Raw genomic sequence first — 19,783 nt, 5'->3', positions numbered from 1 at the left:
ACACATTGTAGGGCTTGAAGGTTTGTGTATTTATTTTTTAATTAAACTTAACCTTTTATACAGGGCAGGATAAGCGCAAAAAGCTTGTAGCGAGTTGTATAATAAGGTTTTATTGTAGCCCTTTATCACCTTTTCAATTCGTTTTTTTTTGATTATTTTTTGCTATGAATTCAAAACAATTTTATTTCTCTTTAGGGCGGCCGTTTTCACCTTTGTACAGCTTGGCCATGCATTTCAGGGCGTTATTGTACAAAAAAAACTATTTCAAAACCCATCGCGTCTCCGTACCAGTCATCAGTGTTGGTAATTTGACATTAGGTGGAACCGGCAAAACACCCGTCGTGCAATATCTCGCCAGATTGTTGCAGCAAAATGGATATAAACCTGCAGTTATTTCAAGGGGATATGGAGGAGAATCACGTAAACCTGTTAATATAGTTTCTAACGGGTTTGAACTTCTCCTTGATGCAAAGGAAGCAGGTGACGAGTCTTGTTTTCTAGCTGATACCCTTCCTGGAATTCCCATTCTAACCGGTGTTGTGAGAAAATTACCAGCAGAACAGGCTATAGTTATGGGGGCTAACGTCCTCTTGCTTGATGATGGTTTTCAACATATGCAACTCGCCAGAGACATTAACCTGGTCCTTTTTAAAACAGATGTATTAGCTGGAAATTCACGCGTTTTTCCAGGGGGCGATCTTCGCGAACCTGTTACGGCGCTTAAGAGAGCTACCACATTTGTCATGACGGATGTACATCAGGAAAACCATGATCGCGCTGATCAATTTGCTTCTCTTCTTCACGCGAAATTCCCTGAAATAAAAACAGAATTTGCAAGGTATGAAAAGAAACGCTTAGTTCAACTGGACAGTAACGACACTCTTAGTCCATCTGAACTTACAGATTTGAATCAGGTGCCGACTTATGGTTTTTGTGGAATTGCGCATCCACAAGCCTTTCAACAAACCTTAAAAAAACAACAGCTAAATATCGTCGGCTTCAGTAGCCTTCCCGACCATGTAGAGTATACGGATCAACGCGTGGCAACCCTTCTTCATAAAGCTGATAAAGTTGGCGCCGAAGCACTGTTGACAACGGAAAAGGACCTTGTAAAATTTAAAGAGAAAACATTGCCTTTGCCACTGTATGCTCTGAGAATGGAGACAAAATTTGATCCAACTTTCGACCAATATATTTTGAAGGAGATACAGCGGTAACATATTGTTTTCGTTTCATCTCCATTAGATGTGTCGAAATTTCAACATTTGTAGATTATTTACTGATGTGTGTTTTATTTGACACAGGTGTCCATATGGCCGCATTCTGGCAAACAATTAAAATTACCCGCCTAATTATTTGATATTTAGACCTTTTTAAAGTGCTATCTATTTCAAAAGAAATGATGTCTGTTTTTGGCTCACTTGTTGCATGAGATGAAACCATACATACAGGCAATTTACTTTTTTAATATATATAGGACTAAATATGGCATCACTTATTGAGCCTCATCAATACACTTTAAAACGATCCGTAAGTTGTTGCGGGGTAGGGTTGCATACCGGTCGAACCGTCAATTTGACAATACGACCAGCCGCAGCCAACAGCGGTATTCGTTTTTTGCGATCAGACCTTCTTGGTACACCTGAAATAGCAGCGCGGGCTGAAAATGTTGTTGACACGAACTTGGCAACAACTATTGGCCAGGGAGCAAACCGCATCTCTACAACAGAGCATTTGATGGCAGCGCTTCGCGGTTCTGGTATTGATAATGCCGAAGTCGATATTGATTCACATGAAGTGCCCATTATGGATGGTAGCGCCAAGCCTTTTATCCATTTGCTTAAGCGAGGTGGGAAAGCAAAACAAAGGGCATTGCGTAAGATTCTGCGTATTACAAAACCTCTGCGATACTCTGATGGAGAAAAATCCATTCAAATAGTTCCTTACGATGGTTTCAAGATTACTGGTCGCATTCACTTTGATAATGAACTCATTAATGAGCAGACCTACAGTCTCGACGTAAACCAGGAACGATTCTGCAAAGAAATTGCCTCAGCTCGAACTTTCGGTTTCGTAGAGCAGGTTGAATATCTATGGCAAAATGGCCTTGCTCTTGGTGGCAATCTCGCAAATACTATTGCTATTCATTGGGACCGTCGTTCCATACTCAATGAAGATGGGCTTAGGTTTGACGACGAATTTATTCGTCACAAAGTTCTTGATCTCATTGGCGACCTTGCACTGCTTGGAACGCCTGTTCTTGGACACGTTACAGCTGATCGTTCCGGTCACGGCCTGCACCTTGGACTAATGAAAACCATTGCCGAGAACCCTGACTCCTGGGAATATGTAAAATTTCAGAAAAAAGGTGACGCCCTGCTGCGTCAGGTTGTAAATACCACAAAAACAGCAGGTGATTGCCTAACGCCCTTTTTCATTCCAGGCACAGAGTCCAGAGTTCAACAATCTGTTTGCGCAGCCTGATAGTATTAAATACTTGATTGCTCGGTATGTAAGTCCACAAATGATGTGGTAATAAATTAAAGACTTCGCTATATTATCCTACTAAACCGCCGGTTTTACCGGCGGTTTTTTTTTACAACACTAACGTAACGGTCCAGCACCACCCCCAGCTGCACGCAGTCAGATAGAAAAAAATAATATTAGTATTGTTTCCTGATGGTTTGCGCACACCTGTAATACGGCTGAACAGTTCACAATAACACCTTTTGAAAGACTGATATGTTGCAACCAAACGAATGTATAGGGTTTATAGGCGGCGGCCAGATGGCAGAGGCGTTAATCCGTGGCCTGCTTGCTGCCAATGTGACCCAAAAAGAACAGCTGGTAGTCATAGATCCAGACCCTGATAGAAAAAAATATTTGCATGATGTTTATGGCATACCAACATGCGATACAGCAGAGGAGTTGTGCGCGCAATGCACGGTCCTCATTCTTGCAGTAAAGCCCCAGGTCTGCCACCAGGTACTCGACCAATATGTAATGTTTTTGACTTCTAATCACCTGCTTATTTCGATTCTTGCAGGAGTCACCATTGGAGAACTCGAATCTATATTACCTGACAACTCCCGTATTGTCCGGGTAATGCCTAACACTCCTGCTCTTGTTTTGGCCGGTGCTTCCGCCATAAGTTTGAATACAAACGCAACCGAAGCAGATCGCACACTCTCGCTTTCTATTTTTTCTGCCATTGGTCTTTGTATAGAAGTCCAGGAAACTCAACTTGATGCCGTAACAGGTCTCAGCGGCAGCGGGCCTGGCTATCTTTTCACCATTATTGACGGTCTTGTTGATGGCGGGGTACTGGCCGGCCTGCCACGAAACACAGCTGAACAGCTAGTCTTGCAGACTATATATGGTACTGCCAAACTTGCCATGGAAAGCGATAAAAACGCAGCCGCTCTGAAAGCCCAGGTCACATCTCCAGGCGGCACAACAATTAAAGGTATTCAACTGTTGGAACAACGTGGAATACGCTCTGCGCTGATGGATGCGGTTTTGGCTGCCGCCAACCGATCAAAGGAGTTGGGCGCGTGAGGATGAAAGCTGTTGGGATTGTCACACGGCTGGACAGTCCGGATGTTGAAAAAATCGGGAAGCAACTGGTTACCTGGTTTAAAGATCGAGGGATTGACGCCAGCTTAAACCAACCACTCACCCCCGGCCTGGACATGCTGGTTGTGCTTGGTGGAGACGGCACGCTTCTTCATGTGGCAAAACAGGCCAGCAATTCAGACATCCCCATACTAGGCGTTAATCTAGGCAATCTTGGCTTTCTTACTGAAGTTTCAGCCGACGAAATGTACTACTCGTTGGAGACAGTACTTGCAGGCGATTATAGGGTAGAAGAAAGAATTATGCTCGCAGCGGCGGTCATCCATGGTAAAGACGGTGCCAAAAGCGCTCCTGTGTACGCCCTCAATGAAGTGGTTATCGTTAAGGACAGCACAGAACATATGGTACGGCTACGCTGTTGGGCTGATAAAGAATATATAGCCACCTACAGGGCAGATGGGCTTATTCTTTCCACTCCAACAGGCTCAACCGCTTACAATCTGTCGGCAGGTGGCCCTATAGCCCATGCCGAACTGGATACTATTCTGGTCACCCCAATATGTCCTTTTATGCTGGAATCCAGACCAGTGCTGCTTGCCCCGCAAACGAAAATAACGAGCCAGTTGCTTGCTCCCGCCGGAGATGTCAAGGTTATCATTGATGGGTCTCTACAGTGGAAAATAACCGATGATGATTACCTCCTGGTGCAAAAAGCATCCAAGCCGCTTTTACTTATCAGCTCGCCTTTAAAAAGTTATTTTACCATCTTGAGAAATAAACTGAACTGGGGCGGCTCAAGCATTGATTTACCTTTACCCGAATTAGTTTGCCGACACTGTTAAATCTTTGTAACTGTTCAGCAGTAGCCCAGTTCCCACTATCTGTCCGCCCAGCATTTCGATGTGTCGAAGTCGAGACTTATCTGCTAAATCGGTCAGCTTGTGAACATTCAGAGCACTGCTAAATAGTACATTTTCAGCACAGTATAGTTGCTGGGCTGCGTTATTTTTTCTTTCGTTTAATTTTATACTTTTTCATTTTATATTGAAGCAGGCTTTTGGTAATGCCCAATTGTTCTGCAGCTCTTGCCTGCACATTGGCAGCATCTTCAAGGGCCTGGCGAACCAACTTCTCCTCAATCCCATTAAGTATCTCTGCAAGGCTGAGGTTCTCAGGGATAAACTGGCTGAGCTCCAAGCCCGTACTCCATTCCTGCGCATCATGGAGCTGAGAAGAGTCCGGCTGCACATCTTCCGGTTCAATTTTATCACCACTGCACAAAATCGCAGCCCGCTCAATGGTATTCTCCAATTCTCGTACATTTCCTTCCCAGGGAAGTGTAACCAACAAACGAAGAGCATCAGGGGAAATATCTAATTCTTTCCCTAGTGTTTTACTATTTTTTTCTATAAAATGAGTGACAAGGGCCGGTATGTCATCGACTCTTTCACGAAGCGGCACGAGGTGAATGTGAATGACATTCAATCGGTAATAAAGGTCCTCGCGAAAGCTCCCTTTTTCAATCTCATCTTTAAGGTCTTTGTTGGTTGCCGCTAGGATCCGGACGTCCACATTCTGGGTTGAACTACCGCCCACCCGCTCAAAGGTCTTTTCCTGCAAAACACGCAGTAATTTCGCCTGTAACTGGGGTGGCATTTCACCTATTTCATCCAAAAAAAGTGTCCCTTTGTCGGCCAGTTCAAAACGCCCTTTACGCATGCTGACTGCATCGGTAAAAGCGCCTTTTTCATGGCCGAAAAGTTCACTTTCCAAAAGATGCTCTGATAAGGCGGCACAGTTGACCGAAATAAAAGGAGCATTTTTACGTGGCGACAAGTTGTGTATGGCACGTGCAACGAGTTCTTTTCCAGTGCCGGACTCACCGGTAATAAGCACGGAAGATGGAGCGGGAGCAACTTTTTCAATGAGCTGATACACGGCACGCATGGAAGGATTTTTCCCTATCATTCCGCCAAAACCGGAACGTGGGGTAGCTTCGTCGCGCAACCTTCGAATTTCACGAATAAGGTTATAGTGTTCAATGGCTTTGCCGACGCCGGCAAGCAACTGCTCATTGGAAAAAGGTTTGGCTAGGTAGGTAAAAGCACCCAGTCGCATGGCTTCAACAGCCATTTCAACCTCCGCAAAGGCTGTAAGAAGGATAACAGGTAGTTCGCGGTTATATTCTTTGATTTTAGCAAGGAACTCAATACCATCCATTCCCGGCATTTTCATATCAGAAATAACGAGATCAAGATCGGCTTCATGTACGATAGGCAAACCTGTTAAACCACTGTCTGCGGTAAAAACTTCATATCCCTCATCACGAAGTAATTCGGACAGGACTATTTGATAATTCGGTTCGTCATCGACTACAAGGATCGTATACATGGCATTATCATTGAAAAATGGATTATAGCTATTTGTATTGGTTAATTTTTTCTACAATGGGTGCAAGCAATTCCACTGGTGGACAAAACGTCCCCCCACTACAAGCCGGCATGTTAGCAGGACGAGTTGCTCCGTGGTAATCACTGCCCCCGGTGACAAGGAGATTATTTTCGGCAGCGAGTGCAAAAAGCTTTTTTTTCATCTTTTTTGAATGGGACGGATAATAAATTTCAATACCGTCCAATCCATACAAGGCTAGTTCGCGAATAAGGGCGGGCTGACGTTTCATACTGGAATCTATCTGGCCTGGGTGGGCAAGAACTGCGATGCCGCCGGCACGATGGATGGCACTAATTGTTTCAATCGCAGAGTAGCAGAATCGACAATGCCAGGCTTTTTTACCTCTCCCTAAATACGATCGAAAAGCTTCGTCAAAGGAACGGACAATACCTTTTTTTATCAGTATATTAGCAATATGAGGCCTGCCTGCTAGTCCAGTGCCAGACATTTGCTGTAGATCTCTGTCGGTTATTTCAAATCCTAGTTCCTGCAATGAGGCAAGAATTTTATGATTACGTTCCGTTCGCCCACCTTGCAGCAGAGCAAGCCACTGCGTAAATGTACTGTTGGTCGTCTCTATACCATATCCAAGAAGATGGATACTCTGTTTATTGTACATGGCACTGATTTCTACGCCGCTTAGAATTGTTAGGTCGTACTCCTCCCCTAACTGCATCATTTCCTCAACACCATCCATAGTGTCATGATCGGTCAGCGCTAATGCTGTAATCCCCTGTTTGATGGCTAGTTCGACAAGCTCTAAAGGGGTGGAACTGCCGTCCGAGTAAATAGAGTGAGTGTGTAAATCGATGCACATTGAAAAAAATGAGTAATGGTGAGCTGGAGCATTTGTGGTTCATTTGGATTTGTTTTCCAGCTTAATCACGCATGTCCTTTTCTGCAACAGGCAAATAAAAACCATTTATAACTATAGGTTGTCATTCTTATCCAAATCATTACATTACAATCATTCAAACAAAAAGGAGAACATTGATGGCTGATAAAAACACAAAAATAGAAGAACATATCATTGTCGATGAGCCGTATTACCTGCAAACAGCCGAGGAGGTAAATGTAGCCATGGCTGCCTATACCATTGGCGCGCCTCTACTTCTCAAAGGACCAACAGGATGCGGAAAAACCCGCTTTATGCAATACCTTGCCTGGAAATTACAACGTCCTCTGATAACGGTGTCCTGTCACGATGACTTATCAACCAGTGACTTGGTAGGCAGGTACCTTATCCGCGGTGGAGAAGCTGTTTGGAACGATGGCCCGCTCACCCTTGCAGTGAGGAAAGGGGCGATTTGCTACCTGGATGAAATAGTAGAAGCGCGAAAAGATACAACCGTCGTTATCCACCCTCTTGCTGATGATAGAAGAGAACTGCCTGTTGAAAAAAAGGGTGAGCTGATTATGGCGCCGCCTGAATTCATGCTTGCAGTTTCTTATAACCCTGGATACCAGAGTGTCTTAAAAGACCTAAAGACATCAACAAGGCAGCGATTTATCGCTCTTTCTTTTGATTACCCATCAATTGAACAAGAAGTTAAAATTGTTCAAAAAGAAGGAAACGTTGACATTGAACTGGCCGGTTCTTTAGTGAAACTTGCCCATATGACACGCGGGCTGAAAGACTCAGGACTTGTCGAAGGTGCAAGTACCCGATTGTTGATTCAGGCTGGTCAGCTTGTGGCTCAAGGTATACCAATCCATTTGGCCTGTCGGGTCGCGATTGTCGAACCGTTGACAGATGACCACGAACTGATGAGCGCCCTGGATGAGATGGTGAGTTCTCTTTGGTGATCAATGCAGATAACAACACTGATCAAACAATTCTTTGCTCTAGTAGAGCCAAGTTTGCCAAATGAATGGGAAGTTGAAGACTCTCTGTTGCCGCTTGCCAATCAGCAAGAGCGCATCCAAAATATTATACTAGCTCAAGTCCCCGTCATTTGGCCTGTCTCCAATGCGCTTTGTTTTACTTTCCTTACACGATTTGAGGAAATACTCCCTCTTGTGAAGAGCGGTTTTTTAGCCGAATGGGTCAAGGAGTTGCTTGATCATTACGAGAAAGGAGGCTTGCAGGCTGCACAGTCATGCATAAGCAGGATACCTTATTTCATTTCTCACCTGCAGGGAAAACGTGGACTCAACTTTGAAGAAGCAAAGGGAAGATTACAACCTTATATTAACGGCTTGGCTGGAAGAGAGATCTTGCTGTTTCCTGCGGAAAATCTTTATACCAACACTTCTGCTATTTTTGTTCCACAAGAATTACGTCTGTGTGCAGATAGAGAACAGTGTTTTTTATTGTACAAGTTCATGGTCTCCTTTCAGTGGGCATCTATAAAACTCAAAACCCTTGCCATCAAAGAATCCAGTGACCTTGCTTTTGCCACTCACCCTTTAGATACTTTTTTTGCGTCTTTTAGGGACAACATTCTGGGAAGCAGACTCTATCATTTTTGTGAAACTATTCGGATTACCCACTTTTTGGATCAGGAATTGCCGGGCCTTATGCGACAGGTCAAAACGCTTTTACCTGCTTTTTTACCTGATTTGAACACCCGAGCCGAGTGTTCCACTGTAACTGAGCTCCTGCAAAACATGTTTTTTGTTCGCCTTGAACACAACGTATCCTCCAAGACAATAGCATTGGTCAAGCAGTGGCTGAGTACCTGTAAAGAAAATACTGCCGACTTTACTGTCAGCAAAAAAGCGGCAAAAGCTATCTACCCACTTTTTAAGGAAGAAACTCTTTACCAACTATTGGGAATGCCTCTTTTTTTTCAAGGTGAATTACGGCTGGATGCCGTCGTTGCTGCAGTCCTAGAGAAAAGGAAACAGGATAAAAAACATTTCCTTGATGCTTTTTCCACGTTGTTGCTACAATTACCAGACACTGTTACCTTTTCGTCGGAAAACGCATCTGATGAACCTCAATCACCGCCTTCGCATTCCGCAGATCAGGCAAGAATCGTCATTGGCAATAAAAATAACGAAGACCAGCCCCATTTATCTGAACCTGTATACATTCAAATAAACAACCAAGAGATTAAACTGACAGATGAACTTGCATCCCTAGCACAGGATATCATAGATGACCTGGGCTATCTGCCCGAACATTACGTTAGCAGTGCTGCCGGTCAGGCAGGTCAGAGTAGGGGTGCTCCAGATCTTTATCCTGCTGCACAAGGTGCAGGTATTATAGCACCTGTGGTCTATGATGAATGGGATTACCGTCGAAAGGGGTTCAGGAAAAATTGGTGTGTAGTGGTTGAAAAACAGATTGAACCTGTACAATCGACTTTTATTGCAGATACACTCAAAAAATATCGTGGCCAGATTGCTCGATTACGATACCAGTTTGAAGTCATGCAGACCAGTGAACATTTTATTCGCCGGCAACGTGATGGAGATGACATTGATTTTGATGCTCTGGTCGAGTCCCTTGCCGATGCCCTTGCAGGCTATCCGCCTTCAGATAGATTGTTTATTCGGCTCCTGCGAGATCAACGAGACATTGCCGTTCTTTTTCTGGTAGATATGTCAAACTCCACAGCAGGATGGGTGGGGAAATCGATAAAAGAAGCATTGGTTCTGTTAAGTGAAGCGATGGAAATGCTTGATGATCGATACGGCATATACGGCTTTTCCGGCATGCGTCGCCTTCGCTGCGAAATATATCCAATTAAAACCATTGAAGAGCAATATGATACGACCGTCCAACAAAAAATAACAGGTATCGGCCCCAGAGAATACACACGCATGGCACCTGCCATCCGCCATATGAATGCTCTTTTTGCAGATATCGAGGCAAAACTGAAGTTGCTCATCATTTTATCAGATGGTAAACCGGAAGATTATGATGACTATAAAGGGAAATATGCCATTGAAGACACCAGACAAGCTTTATTGGAGGCAAAATCGCAAGGGGTTCACCCATTCTGCATAACAATAGATAGACACGCTCAAACATATATGGCACATATGTACGGACCAGCTAATTATATTTTTGTTAACGATGTTGTGCGGTTGCCTTCATTAGTTCCGGAAATTTACAAAGTATTAACAACATGAAAAAAAATGGCAAACACGACATTTTTTTTGCATCTACGATTTTACCTGCATTACATCTCCTGAAACTGCTTCTTGGAATTGTTGCGGCATTTTACTTGTTATTGTCTACCGTTCATGGCTCTAATGTCTATGCTGCAGAAGAAATAGATGAACAAATCCAACTCTTTAAAGTTCAAGCATATAAATATTATAACGGCATAGGAAAACCTCAGAACTATGCAAAAGCTTTAAACTTGTACAAGGTGGCAGCACAAAGAGGTGACGCTGAAGCACAGTTTGTGGTAGGTGGAATGTTCTTTAAAGGGATGGGAACTGATCCGGACTTAAAGGAAGCCTTTAAATGGCTGCTGAAGGCTGCAAAACAAAATAAGCGTACCCCTGAGTCTATGCAGATAATAGGCAGCATGTACCTTCGCGGAAGCGGTGTTCCGCAAAGCTACAAAGAAGCCAAAAAATGGCTCATCCCTGCAGCGCAGGCTAACAATCTGGCGGCAATTACCGATCTTGCTTTTATTTATTATCATGGCCTTGATGGTCAAAGTGATCTGTCCAGGGCCCTGGAGCTATACACCCAAGCAGCCTTGCAGGGCGATAGTTTAGCTCAGTCCAATGTGGGTATGATGCATGCGACAGGAACGGGCACAGCAAGAGACCTTGCCCTGGGGTATGCATGGTATTCGATAGCCGCCAGCCAGGGAAACACCACAGCCAGAATTAGCCGAAACAGTCTTATGGCTGACATGAGTTGGGAAGAACTTAACCGCGCCCAGGCCATTTCGGTGAGCTTATATCAGCAAATAGAACGTTTTAATCTACAAACTCAACCAAGGGTGCCTACAGCCAAAAACAAAACCAACGATTAGGCTGTCCAGCATTTTTTCACCCAATCTCTCGGATCCAGCGCCCACCTTTCTATGCGAAGAAAAATCCAATTAAACAATAAACAAGATGATTATTAGTCTTCATCTATTGGCCCATTATAGTTTGCCTCTGTTGTAAAAAGCTGCAGCAATTCAATCATATTTTCGCAATCATAAATTTTTTTTCGCATACGGGCAGCGCCAGGAATTTCCGCGCAATACCGACCCGCGTGATTCTTAATTCTAAAAAGCATTCTTTGATTCGGCAAATACTTATCAGAAAGCTCCATATGTCGCTGTAACTGAACAAGTCTTCCGGAAAGAGTTGCAGGCCGCCCCTGTGGGGAGAAAACCCAAGGATTGCCTAGCGCCCCTCTGCCAACCATGATACCGTCGCATCCGGTTTCCTGTATTCGCCGTACCCCTTGTTCATAAGAAAGTACGTCGCCATTGCCGATAACCGGAATAGAAACAGCCTGTTTAACTTGGCGGATAATATCCCAATCTGCAAGCCCTCCAAACCCTTGAGACCATGTTCGGGCATGAACGGTGAGTGCTGCGGCACCTGCATTCTCAACCATGTGAGCAAAGCTGACGGCGGTAATACTCTCGTGAGTCCACCCACTACGAAATTTAACGGTCACCGGGAGCGAAGTATTGGCACAGACCGCTTTGATTATGGCTTCGGCAAGTTCAGGGATTTTCATAAGTGCGGAACCGGCACCTTTTTTAATAACTTTTCTTACAGGGCAACCCATGTTGATATCAATTACATCAACGGGATAAGTAGAAACGATAGCAGCTGCTTTACCCATCGCAATTGGATCACTTCCAAATAACTGAATACCAAAAGGTCGTTCTTCACTCACGGTATCCAACAAGACCAGAGTATTCTTCTGACCATATACCAAGCCATGGCAACTGATCATTTCAGAAAAACAAAGAGAAGCACCCATTTCTCGGCACAAAAGGCGAAAGGCAAGATCTGTATAACCTGCTAGTGGGGCGAGAAGAAAAGGATTGGGTAAAACGAGATTCCCGATTTGAAGGGGTTTAAGCGGTGGGTTCATTTGGTTCAATTAAAATCACAATAAAAAAAGGCGCTTCAGAAACCAACTTCTGAAGCGCCTTGCAGGGAATGATTGCTTCGTTTATTTGGTAACTGTTTCTGTGGGTGGCATGTTTTTTTGTCGCAATCTTTTTAATGTACCGAGATAAATAGACTCAGAGAGATCATCGACAATAGTTTCAAGTGCCTCTGCTTCGATGGTGGCATTGACTGTTTCTGCAGGATAGTCTTCTGTCCAAAGTTGTTCAGGCACTTCCCAGAGTATTTTGCCGGATTTCAGATCTTTGAGTACATAGCGAACACCAAGTCTGACCTTAATATCAGTGGCATTTGATTGACCATCCCACGAGATACTAGGTAAACTTATGGAAACAATTTCACCGGCAAGAACAAGGTCAGCTTTAGTTTGGTCTTTGGTCAAGGTAATGGATTCTGATTTCAAAAACCACCGAGATAAAGTTTGATAGATCTGTGAATCCAAACCAAGCTTGCTGGTCCGGTTTTTCCATGTAGGAGCATAAATAACCTGGCTTGGCCCTTCATAAATATGAGGGAAATAATATGCACTACAACTGCAGAGGCAGAAAGTAATGAACACAATAGCGGCCAGTCCCTGGGTCTTTATTTTCACTGTCTATCTCCTTTCAGTCTATAATAATTATTGTTATTTCGTAACTGTAGTAAATTATAATACAATATTAACAAGTTTCTTTTTAACTACAATAACTTTCTTGGGTGTACTGTCCTGCATGAACTTGAGAACTTTTTCATTGGCAAGCGCAATAGCTTGAATATCATCATCACTAATATCTGAAGCAACCTGAAGTTTGGCACGAACCTTGCCGTTTATTTGGACGACAATGGTGAGTTCTTCCTCTTTAGCGGCTTCAGCATCAAACTCTGGCCATGAAGCCTGGTCAAGGGTTTGAGGGTGATTGGTAGCCTGCCATAATTCTTCACAAAAATGAGGCACCATAGGAAAAAGCAGCACTATAATGGTCTCAAGTGCCTGCTTGAGTACAGGTTGATCAACCTCCTGTTTTCCTCCGAGTACTCCCGTTGTAGTGTTAACTAGCTCCATCACTCCGGAAATCGCAGTATTAAAATGAAAATTCGATTCAATACTTTCCGTAACCCTGCGAATGGTCTGGTGTGTTTTCCGATGCAACTCTCTTGACGCCTCATTGAGTTTGCCGGAAGAAATGGTGCTATCATCGTTAAAAGCGCCCACATTCTGCTGTATCAACCGGTACACTCGATTAAGAAATCGTGAGGAGCCCTCTACACCCTGGGCATTCCATTCAAGGTCTCTCTCCGGAGGTGCTGCAAACAGAGAAAAGAGACGGACAGTATCTGCACCAAATTTTTCAATAAGATCATTGGGATCAACTACATTCCCTTTGGATTTGGACATCTTTGCACCATCTTTAATAACCATCCCCTGCGTTAAAAGGTTGGTAAATGGTTCATCGATGGTAACGTAGCCAAGGTCTCGGAGTACTTTCGTGAAAAAACGAGAATAAAGCAGATGGAGGATGGCGTGTTCAACTCCACCGATGTACTGATCAACCGCCATCCAGTACTTGGCAGCATCAGGGTCAATGGGTCCGTCAAGATAGCCGGGATTTGTGTACCTGATAAAATACCATGATGACTCAACAAAGGTATCCATGGTATCTGTTTCCCTTTGTGCAGCTTTGCCGCACTTGGGACACTTGGTTGTATAAAATGCTTCCTGCTGGTGCAACGGAGTGTGCTCGCCACCTGCTTTGTCAGCGCCGGGCAAAACAACAGGTAAGTCTTCTTTAGAAACTGGAACAACTCCGCACTGGTCACAATGAATAACTGGAATCGGTGCTCCCCAGTATCGTTGCCTGGAAATCCCCCAATCTCGAAGACGATAGGTTATGTGCGGCTGACCAAACTGATTATTAACCGCGTGATCAATAATTGCTTTTCTCGCCGCAGATGAATCGAGTCCGGTAAATTCGCCGGAATCAACGAGATGCCCTGGTTGGTCATAAGCAGCTTCAAGGCTGTCACCGGAAAGGGATTCGTTTTCAGGTTGAATGACAACCCTTATGGGCAAGTCATATTTTTGGGCAAATTCAAAATCCCTCTGATCATGGGCAGGTACGGCCATGACGGCACCAGTACCGTATTCCATCAAAACAAAGTTGGCCACGTAAATGGGGATGCGATCACCATTAAAAGGGTTAATACAGTATTTCCCTGTAAAAACACCTTTCTTTTCAGGCTCCTGATCTGCACTTGCCCGTTGTTTTTCAATAAGAGTTGATTCTATAAATTCTTTTACAGCGTCTTGCTGCTGTTCTCCGGAGATGAGTTCTTCGATTAAGGGGTGCTCAACAGCCAAAGACATAAAGGTGACTCCGTAAATCGTGTCTGGCCGCGTAGTAAATATAGAAACAACAGCATCTACTCCATCCACCTGAAAATCGCAGGCAAGACCTGTACTTTTGCCAATCCAGTTACGCTGCATGGTTGCAACTTTATCAGGCCACCCGGTCAGTGAATCAAGGTCTTCTAGGAGTTCATCAGCATACTCGGTAATTTTAAAAAACCACCCATACATTGTTTTAGGCAATACAGGCTGATCGCAGCGCCAGCAAAGTCCATCAATAACTTGTTCCCGTGCAAGGACGGTCTGACAATCATTACACCAGTTTACCGTGGTTTCTTTTCGGTACACCAGACCTTTCTCAAGCATTTCAAGAAACAATTGTTGTTCCCATCGATAATACTTGGGATTGCATGTGGCAAGTTCCCGATCCCAATCGTAACTGAGTCCAAGGGCTTTAAGTTGCTCACGCATGTAATCAATATTTTCGTAAGTCCAGGCAGCAGGGTGCACACCTCTTTTCATGGCAGCATTTTCAGCGGGCAGTCCAAAAGCGTCCCACCCCATGGGATGAATAACGTTATATCCCTGAAGCCTTTTGTACCTGGCGATAACATCGCCTATTGTGTAGTTGCGTACATGCCCCATATGAATACGACCAGAAGGGTAGGGAAACATTTCCAATACATAATATTTTTTCTGGTTACTTTCATGAGTAACCTTGTATGGCGCAAGTTTATCCCATTGCTGTTGCCACCTGCTCTCGATGGCTTGAAAATCATATTTTTCGTTTGTCTGCTGCATAATCAGTTGCCGGTAATGAATTGAATATTCTGGTTACGAAAACCTATATGTTTCCCTATTCGAACCAACTCTTGAAAAGCTATTATGTAAGAGGTGGAGCAAGGGTAGTGTAATTTTCAAATGTAGTAAACTCTCCAAGGAAGGTAAGTTTAATAATTCCGGTTGGGCCATTTCTCTGTTTACCGACTATAACCTCAGCCAAACCTCTGTTGGGATTATCTTCAGCCTTATTATAGACCTCGTCACGGTAGATAAACATGATAACATCAGCATCCTGTTCGATGGCTCCGGATTCACGTAAATCTGAGAGTTGTGGTCTTTTATCGGTACGGCTTTCCAAGCTCCGGTTCAACTGCGAGAGAGCAACCACAGGGACATCAAGTTCTTTGGCCATCCCCTTTAACGACCTTGAAATATCAGATATCTCCTGGGCTCTGTTTTCAATACCACTTTTCCCTTGCATGAGTTGGAGATAATCTACAACTACCATTCCGATATTATCTTCTGATTTTAGTCGCCTCGCTTTGGCTCGCATTTCAAGTACGGTGAGCCCTGCAGTATCATCTATATAGATGGGAGCGTCGGCTAGCATACCAGTAGCACGGGTCAACTTGGGCCAATCTGTCTCTAGGAGTTTGCCTGTCCTCATTCTTTGCGAGTCAATGCGCCCTAAAGAACACAACATTCGTAAGGCTAGGGACTCCATAGACATTTCAAGACTGAAAACAGCTACAGGTACTTTTTCAATAAGTGCAGCATGCTGAACAATGTTCATTGCCAGGGCTGTTTTACCCATGGAAGGACGAGCAGCAAGAACTATCATGTCAGATGACTGAAATCCTGCAGTCATTTTGTCCAGTTCATCATAGCCGGTGGCAACTCCGGTGATGAGTTCTTGACGGTCATAAAGCTTGGTAATTCTGTCAAAGGCTTTTGGAACAATGTTGGCCATTGGCTGAAATCCCTGTCCTTTTTTGGACTGGGCAATTTCAAAAATAGTCTTTTCAGCTTCGTCTACCAGCGTTTCAATATCATCCTGCGCATCATAGCAACGTGCAGCCACCTCGGAAGTCGTCTGAATGAGTCGCCGTAATACAGATTTTTTTCTGATAATATTGGCGTGATGAACAAGAGTACCGGTAAAGGGGATGATATCGGTTAAAGAAGCTATGTAGCCGGCGCCACCAGCCTTTTCAAGTTTATTTTGATCGTTGAGCAGCCCCGTAACGGTTATAAGATCGTGTGGTTCGCTCTTTTCGAAAAGTGATACCATTGCTGCATAAATAATTTTATGCGCATTTTTATAAAAATCTTCAGGGTCGATAATTTCTGCGACCTGAAGTAATGATTTATCTTGAATGAGAATAGTACCAAGAACAGCCTGTTCAGCTTCAATGTTCTGCGGAGGAAGCATTTTAGGAAGTATGGTGAGGGGCGGAGCTGTTGCTTGTTGCATTTCCATGCCTTGAAACAGATGCTATGGGATAATACGAAGACGTTAGCAACAACTATACTGTCATTGCATATTTATGCACGCCCAAATTACAAGTGCCTTTTCTGGTATCAGAAAAGGCACTGTGGTGACCTATAATATTTATTTTTTACAAAAAAAACTATAAAAATAAATAAACTATTTATTCAACGAAAAAGAGGAGCTCTACCCAATTAAGAGCTACTCAAAAACGCGAAACAGCTGAGAGTGAGATAAAAAAGGATTATTCCGCAAGGGTTTCCGGAATAACCTGAACAGCAATCTCAGCAATGGCCTGAAAACCGACTTTTACAGGGATTTTGTACTCTCCCAGTTGTTTAATGGGTTCTTTGAGGACAATGCTTTTTTTATCCACGCTTACTCCCATTCCTTCAAGTCCAGCAACAATATCGCTATTGGTTACTGAGCCGAAAAGGCGATCTTCGTCACCAACACGCTTGGTGATGGTAATTACCTTGTCAGCAAGTTGTGCCGTCATTTTTTCAGCATCTTTTTGTTGCTGAGCAAGTCGTGCTTCAATTGCCTGTTTTTCTTTCTCTAACAGTGCGAGCGCAGTTTTATTAACAATTACTGCTTTTTTCTGCGGAATCAGGTAATTTCTGGCATATCCATCTTTTACCTTAACTATTTCGCCTTCCTGACCAAGGGTATCTATTGTTTCTTTAAGTATGATTTCCATGAGTGAACCCTCTACATGTATTTTGGTTCGTTTATCAACGATATATTGCCTTTTGGCGATAATGATAACTTTGTTTATTTATCTGTGTGATCGGTAACACTACCCGGAAGTTTTCTAAAATTAAGCCACACATCAGCAAAGCCTAATATAGCAAGAAAAATCAGACCATAACTCTGTATAATAAGTATAAAGTATAGAGCAAGCCTGAAAAAGCCGGGAACGTTCCATTTGTCCAGCAGGTGGATAAAAACGGCCAACCCTTGAAAAAAATAGAGCAAAACGCTCACCAGCAGGAGACATATAGCTGTATCCTTTATTGCTCCGCTTCCTACAAGCATGGCAACGACTACAGATATGGGCAACCAAACTAGCTGCTCCGGTAAAGACCATGCTGTATATTTGCCCCATCCTTTCTCGGTGAGCTGCATTTTTTTAGCTAGAATGTTGCTAATAACCAGATTAAACCAAACTGTAGCAATCACCATACAACCTAATATACCAGGAAGTATACGAGGAATGACCCTGCGCACTTCTTCAATGGCTATTTGCAGGGCGTAAAGCACCTCAGCCGAAATATCGGGCTGCTTGCTGTATACCACGTATGCTTGCGCAAAGCCGGCATCGAGCATGGTGACCAACTGCGTGTACAAATTTTCCGAGGTTATCAAACTACAGATAATCCAGAAGATTATCCAGCTACCACCTTGTGTTACGATTCCTTTAACGCCTGTAACTACAGCGTTTTCCTCTGCGATCATGCCTTGGTAGAGCGTGTACCCCAGTGGAATAAATGTGAGTGAAAAAAGAAATATCTCAATGCGTTGAGCAATGATCAAGCCCGCTCCAGCGAGGAGCAGGCTATTTCTCAAAAATTTCAAGCCGTTTTTAGGACCCAAAAAGCAAAAAATCAGAAATACCGGAATGCTCAATACACCTTGTGACCACCCAAGTAAAAGAGGGAAGAAAGATGGCAAAAAAAATACAGCTGCCGTCAGCAGCATGTATTTTAAAATTGAGGCACGTCTAAATGGTCCTTCCTCCTTTATCACTTTTTTGCAAGCCTAAAACGCTTAAAATTGAGTTGAACCAGTATACGGCAGAAGTGCGAGTTGTCTTGCCCGCTTAACAGCCTCGGTCAATTGACGCTGATGACTGGCGCAAGTACCGTAAATACGTCGAGGTATAATTTTACCGCGTTCGGTTACGAAATTTCGCAGAGTTTTTGGGTCGCGATAATCTATAATGATTTCTTTATCTGTGCAAAATCTGCATACACGACGACGAGAAAAGACTTTTCTAGGTGGGGCCATGGGGATAATCTCCTCTATGTGAATCCTTTAACTGGATAAATAAATTTTCTTATGCTTCTTCTGTCGGTTCTTCTGCTGTTGTTGCGGCTTTTTCTTCTACAACATCTGCAGTTTTAGTCTCGACAGGGGCAGATTCTTCTTCGCTTTCTTCAGCTTCGGCAGCTTCTAGAGCTGCAGCCTGCGCAGCTATTTTTTCTTTTTCAAGAGTAATAGCAGCCTCATCCATTGATTCATTGAGCTTGATCGTTAGGAAACGAAGTAAACGATCATCAATCCTAAAAATACGTTCAAGCTCTTCAATTGTGTGCCCAGGAGCCGCATAGTTCACATAAACATAATACCCCTGAACTTCCTTTTTGATTTCATAGGCGAGTTTTTTCATGCCCCAACGATCTACGGAAATAATTGTTCCGCCATCATTAGTGATAAGGGCATTTGTTCTGTCAATAATTTCAGTGAATTGTTCTTCACCGATATTAGGGCGCAGAATATAGGTGGTTTCGTAATGACGCATGATTCCTCCTCGTGGTCATAGTGGCCCTCGCTTCTATCTGGATGATGAGAGCGAGAAGGTTAGTGTGATGAACGGGACAATCTACAAAAAAAAAGAGACGCAGTCAAGAGAGAATCCAGCTAGTCATATTCTCTGTCTTTATCCTGTTTTTTCCTGTTTTTTTATTTTCTCCCACTGAAGTCGTAATTGCTCGTCATCTTTGCATTCACCGCCCGCAAAAACATGAGGATGCCGACGAATCATTTTCTGATTAATAGCAAGAAGGGGAGCTAAGACCGAAAATTTTTTCTTTTCTGCATACATCGCGGATAACATGGTAATAACAAAATACATGTCACCAATTTCTTCGCTGACATTATCGGTGTCATCAGCTTCGATTGCGTCGATGAGCTCTTTGCATTCCTCTATTAAATATTTTTTAAATGACAATGGTGTTTGCCGCTTGTCCCAAGGGCATCCATTATCACCTCTTAAAGTTGCTATAATTTCGACGAGACGGGAAAGTTCTTTGCCAATATCTGTATTTTCGACATTCAAGGGATTTTACCTAAAAGAAGTAGGTTAAAATAAGAAAAAAACAAGG

At 43.5% G+C, this 19,783-nt stretch carries 18 protein-coding genes; 7 read left to right on the top strand and 11 right to left on the bottom strand.

Going from position 1 to position 19,783, the window contains the following annotated elements; translation table 11 throughout:
• Window positions 1-164: 164 nt before the first annotated feature.
• The 4 genes from lpxK (at window position 165) to ACHZCY_RS03000 (ending at window position 4,418) form a co-directional block, all read left to right on the top strand.
• Window positions 165-1,217: a tetraacyldisaccharide 4'-kinase gene (lpxK, locus tag ACHZCY_RS03015; protein ID WP_319547775.1), complete on the top strand. Its 1,053-nt coding sequence runs from the start codon at window positions 165-167 to the stop codon at window positions 1,215-1,217.
• Between the two features lie 268 nt (window positions 1,218-1,485).
• Window positions 1,486-2,484, top strand: coding sequence for a UDP-3-O-acyl-N-acetylglucosamine deacetylase (lpxC, locus tag ACHZCY_RS03010; RefSeq protein WP_205221388.1), 999 nt, complete (start codon window positions 1,486-1,488; stop codon window positions 2,482-2,484).
• A gap of 258 nt (window positions 2,485-2,742) precedes the next feature.
• Window positions 2,743-3,558 carry a pyrroline-5-carboxylate reductase gene (gene proC / locus ACHZCY_RS03005; RefSeq protein ID WP_205221387.1) on the top strand — a complete coding sequence of 272 codons (816 nt, stop codon included), beginning with the start codon at window positions 2,743-2,745 and terminating at the stop codon, window positions 3,556-3,558.
• Window positions 3,559-3,560: 2 nt separating this feature from the next.
• Window positions 3,561-4,418, top strand: coding sequence for an NAD(+)/NADH kinase (locus tag ACHZCY_RS03000; RefSeq protein WP_232370901.1), 858 nt, complete (start codon window positions 3,561-3,563; stop codon window positions 4,416-4,418).
• Window positions 4,419-4,578: 160 nt separating this feature from the next.
• Here ACHZCY_RS03000 and ACHZCY_RS02995 read toward each other — a convergent pair whose 3' ends face one another.
• Together ACHZCY_RS02995 and ACHZCY_RS02990 are read right to left on the bottom strand one after the other, a co-directional pair.
• Complete coding sequence (locus ACHZCY_RS02995; RefSeq protein WP_205221385.1) at window positions 4,579-5,967, bottom strand: sigma-54-dependent transcriptional regulator; 1,389 nt, start codon at window positions 5,965-5,967, stop codon at window positions 4,579-4,581.
• 28 nt (window positions 5,968-5,995) lie between these two features.
• Window positions 5,996-6,844, bottom strand: a complete 849-nt coding sequence (locus ACHZCY_RS02990; protein WP_319547774.1) for a PHP domain-containing protein — start codon at window positions 6,842-6,844, stop codon at window positions 5,996-5,998.
• Between the two features lie 176 nt (window positions 6,845-7,020).
• Here ACHZCY_RS02990 and ACHZCY_RS02985 point away from each other — a divergent pair, with 176 nt between their 5' ends.
• The 3 genes from ACHZCY_RS02985 to ACHZCY_RS02975 are packed head-to-tail and all read left to right on the top strand — an operon-like array spanning window position 7,021 to window position 10,973.
• Window positions 7,021-7,833 carry a CbbQ/NirQ/NorQ/GpvN family protein gene (locus ACHZCY_RS02985; RefSeq protein WP_205221383.1) on the top strand — a complete coding sequence of 271 codons (813 nt, stop codon included), beginning with the start codon at window positions 7,021-7,023 and terminating at the stop codon, window positions 7,831-7,833.
• A 3-nt stretch (window positions 7,834-7,836) separates the two neighbouring features.
• Entirely contained in the window at window positions 7,837-10,110 is a 2,274-nt protein-coding gene (locus ACHZCY_RS02980; protein WP_319547773.1) for a nitric oxide reductase activation protein NorD, read from the top strand.
• The gene (locus ACHZCY_RS02975) at window positions 10,107-10,973 is read left to right on the top strand and encodes a tetratricopeptide repeat protein (protein ID WP_319547772.1); all 867 of its coding nucleotides are present in this window, start codon (window positions 10,107-10,109) and stop codon (window positions 10,971-10,973) included. The genes ACHZCY_RS02980 and ACHZCY_RS02975 overlap by 4 nt, the downstream gene beginning before the upstream one ends.
• A 92-nt stretch (window positions 10,974-11,065) precedes the next feature.
• Here the strand turns inward: ACHZCY_RS02975 and dusB are convergent, their stop codons facing one another.
• The 9 genes from dusB to ACHZCY_RS02930 all read right to left on the bottom strand — a co-directional run bounded on the left by dusB (window position 11,066) and on the right by ACHZCY_RS02930 (window position 19,737).
• Window positions 11,066-12,040 carry a tRNA dihydrouridine synthase DusB gene (gene dusB / locus ACHZCY_RS02970; protein WP_319547771.1) on the bottom strand — a complete coding sequence of 325 codons (975 nt, stop codon included), beginning with the start codon at window positions 12,038-12,040 and terminating at the stop codon, window positions 11,066-11,068.
• 81 nt (window positions 12,041-12,121) lie between these two features.
• Complete coding sequence (lptE, locus tag ACHZCY_RS02965) at window positions 12,122-12,670, bottom strand: LPS assembly lipoprotein LptE (protein WP_205221379.1); 549 nt, start codon at window positions 12,668-12,670, stop codon at window positions 12,122-12,124.
• Between the two features lie 54 nt (window positions 12,671-12,724).
• Window positions 12,725-15,205 carry a leucine--tRNA ligase gene (gene leuS, locus ACHZCY_RS02960; protein ID WP_319547770.1) on the bottom strand — a complete coding sequence of 827 codons (2,481 nt, stop codon included), beginning with the start codon at window positions 15,203-15,205 and terminating at the stop codon, window positions 12,725-12,727.
• Between the two features lie 82 nt (window positions 15,206-15,287).
• Window positions 15,288-16,667, bottom strand: coding sequence for a replicative DNA helicase (dnaB, locus tag ACHZCY_RS02955; RefSeq protein WP_319547769.1), 1,380 nt, complete (start codon window positions 16,665-16,667; stop codon window positions 15,288-15,290).
• 253 nt (window positions 16,668-16,920) lie between these two features.
• Window positions 16,921-17,376 (bottom strand): 50S ribosomal protein L9, encoded by a 456-nt coding sequence (gene rplI / locus ACHZCY_RS02950; RefSeq protein WP_319547768.1) that lies wholly within the window; start codon window positions 17,374-17,376, stop codon window positions 16,921-16,923.
• A 74-nt stretch (window positions 17,377-17,450) separates the two neighbouring features.
• Window positions 17,451-18,377 (bottom strand): DUF2232 domain-containing protein, encoded by a 927-nt coding sequence (locus tag ACHZCY_RS02945; RefSeq protein WP_232370898.1) that lies wholly within the window; start codon window positions 18,375-18,377, stop codon window positions 17,451-17,453.
• 69 nt (window positions 18,378-18,446) lie between these two features.
• Window positions 18,447-18,686, bottom strand: a complete 240-nt coding sequence (gene rpsR, locus ACHZCY_RS02940) for a 30S ribosomal protein S18 (protein WP_205221375.1) — start codon at window positions 18,684-18,686, stop codon at window positions 18,447-18,449.
• A gap of 49 nt (window positions 18,687-18,735) precedes the next feature.
• Window positions 18,736-19,200, bottom strand: a complete 465-nt coding sequence (rpsF, locus tag ACHZCY_RS02935) for a 30S ribosomal protein S6 (protein WP_205221374.1) — start codon at window positions 19,198-19,200, stop codon at window positions 18,736-18,738.
• Between the two features lie 138 nt (window positions 19,201-19,338).
• Window positions 19,339-19,737: a MazG nucleotide pyrophosphohydrolase domain-containing protein gene (locus tag ACHZCY_RS02930; protein WP_232370893.1), complete on the bottom strand. Its 399-nt coding sequence runs from the start codon at window positions 19,735-19,737 to the stop codon at window positions 19,339-19,341.
• Window positions 19,738-19,783 lie beyond the last annotated feature (46 nt).

The sequence above is a fragment of the Desulfogranum marinum genome (assembly GCF_963675105.2).
GTDB lineage: Bacteria > Desulfobacterota > Desulfobulbia > Desulfobulbales > Desulfobulbaceae > Desulfogranum > Desulfogranum marinum.
Note: the sequence above shows the minus strand (reverse complement) of the source record. Positions and strands in the feature narration are given on the sequence as shown.

Excerpts from the sequence above, each read along its gene's own strand:
- proC (WP_205221387.1), top strand. The coding sequence starts at position 2,743 with ATGTTGCAACCAAACGAATGTATAGGGTTTATAGGCGGCGGCCAGATG.
- dusB (WP_319547771.1), bottom strand. The coding sequence starts at position 12,040 with ATGAACCCACCGCTTAAACCCCTTCAAATCGGGAATCTCGTTTTACCC.
- ACHZCY_RS03000 (WP_232370901.1), top strand. The coding sequence starts at position 3,561 with ATGAAAGCTGTTGGGATTGTCACACGGCTGGACAGTCCGGATGTTGAA.
- rpsF (WP_205221374.1), bottom strand. The coding sequence starts at position 19,200 with ATGCGTCATTACGAAACCACCTATATTCTGCGCCCTAATATCGGTGAA.
- ACHZCY_RS02945 (WP_232370898.1), bottom strand. The coding sequence starts at position 18,377 with ATGCTGCTGACGGCAGCTGTATTTTTTTTGCCATCTTTCTTCCCTCTT.
- lpxC (WP_205221388.1), top strand. The coding sequence starts at position 1,486 with ATGGCATCACTTATTGAGCCTCATCAATACACTTTAAAACGATCCGTA.
- ACHZCY_RS02975 (WP_319547772.1), top strand. The coding sequence starts at position 10,107 with ATGAAAAAAAATGGCAAACACGACATTTTTTTTGCATCTACGATTTTA.
- ACHZCY_RS02995 (WP_205221385.1), bottom strand. The coding sequence starts at position 5,967 with ATGTATACGATCCTTGTAGTCGATGACGAACCGAATTATCAAATAGTC.
- ACHZCY_RS02985 (WP_205221383.1), top strand. The coding sequence starts at position 7,021 with ATGGCTGATAAAAACACAAAAATAGAAGAACATATCATTGTCGATGAG.
- lpxK (WP_319547775.1), top strand. The coding sequence starts at position 165 with ATGAATTCAAAACAATTTTATTTCTCTTTAGGGCGGCCGTTTTCACCT.
- dnaB (WP_319547769.1), bottom strand. The coding sequence starts at position 16,667 with ATGGAAATGCAACAAGCAACAGCTCCGCCCCTCACCATACTTCCTAAA.
- leuS (WP_319547770.1), bottom strand. The coding sequence starts at position 15,205 with ATGCAGCAGACAAACGAAAAATATGATTTTCAAGCCATCGAGAGCAGG.
- rplI (WP_319547768.1), bottom strand. The coding sequence starts at position 17,376 with ATGGAAATCATACTTAAAGAAACAATAGATACCCTTGGTCAGGAAGGC.
- ACHZCY_RS02990 (WP_319547774.1), bottom strand. The coding sequence starts at position 6,844 with ATGTGCATCGATTTACACACTCACTCTATTTACTCGGACGGCAGTTCC.
- ACHZCY_RS02980 (WP_319547773.1), top strand. The coding sequence starts at position 7,837 with ATGCAGATAACAACACTGATCAAACAATTCTTTGCTCTAGTAGAGCCA.
- rpsR (WP_205221375.1), bottom strand. The coding sequence starts at position 18,686 with ATGGCCCCACCTAGAAAAGTCTTTTCTCGTCGTCGTGTATGCAGATTT.